This window comes from Verrucomicrobium sp. BvORR106 (assembly GCF_000739655.1).
Classification (GTDB): Bacteria; Verrucomicrobiota; Verrucomicrobiia; order Verrucomicrobiales; family Verrucomicrobiaceae; genus Verrucomicrobium.
This window is the reverse complement of record NZ_BATR01000115.1, coordinates 1-1,017: the sequence shown is the minus strand read 5'-3', so window position 1 is coordinate 1,017 and position 1,017 is coordinate 1. Positions and strand designations below refer to the sequence as shown.

1 protein-coding gene is annotated in these 1,017 nt (G+C 60.4%); it reads right to left on the bottom strand.

Features of this window, described 5'->3' with window-relative positions; translation table 11 throughout:
• The coding region (locus BV106_RS21170; RefSeq protein ID WP_038167988.1) for a hypothetical protein at nt 1–933 on the bottom strand (933 nt) is incomplete at its 3' end.
• Nucleotides 934–1,017: the final 84 nt, after the last annotated feature.

Sequence of the window (1,017 nt, the reverse complement as noted above, 5' to 3'; positions counted from 1 at the left end):
ATACTCACTGGGGCAGCAGCCGACGAAGGAGCCGGGCTGACCCCGGTTCTTGAACCGTTTCCAGTCTCCCACTTCCGAAGTGATAATGGCATAGCTGAGTTCACCCAGTCCTTTGGGTCGAACTTTGCCTGTCGGGGCATCCTCTGACGCCGCGGGAGATTGGGCCGCATTCAAGGGCACGCCAGATTCGGACTTCTGGGTGGCAGTCTTCAGCGGCGTGACTTCGCTGACAGCCTTCTTTTCAAGTTCATTGCCATACCCATTTAATTGCAGGCACATTTGCTGCATGGGCTCAAGCATGCCCACCAGCCACCTGCAGCCAGCGGCGAGCAAATCGGCTCTGAGCTGCTCCCAGTTTTTGGGCGTCCACCAGCCCTTGAGTTGCTTCAACCAGCCATGGTCCCACAACAGGCTGCGCCCCTGAGCCGCAATCTGACAACGCAGCTTGATCACCTGAGACCGGCGACGGTGATACCCTCGTTGCTGCTGCTTCTCCACCGAGGGGACCCTGACCGGGCGCAGACAGGCTCGGTTGCCCCGGCTCACATAGTCCCAGAGCAGGGAGGCCAGCATGCGGGCATCGCGTTTGTCGGTCTTGCGTTTGCCGCTGAGTTCCTGGGGAGCAACCACCATGCTGCCGGCTCCGGCCCCTTCCAAATCACGGTGGAACTCCCAGCCGAAGCCACAAGCCTCCTGGACGCAATGGACTTCACAGCCTTGCTTGATGAGCCAGCCAACCAGTTCAACCCAGAGGCTGCGAGGATGCTTGCCCAGATTGAGCGGTTGGCCTCCGGCGACGATCAGGGCGCCTGCGGGAGTGTTTAGCTCCAGGTCCAGGCCCAGGGTGACACGGCGTTCCTGGCCGGCAAGATGGAGGGCCTTACAGATCGCTGCGTGACAAGGGATGGGGGTGTGCAAAGTATAGGTAGTCATGATGGTGTGGGTCAGTGCCTTTCGCGTGGCACCAGGCACGTTGCCTGTTGTTTACTGATCCCGCCATCATGGCGTCTGGCATGA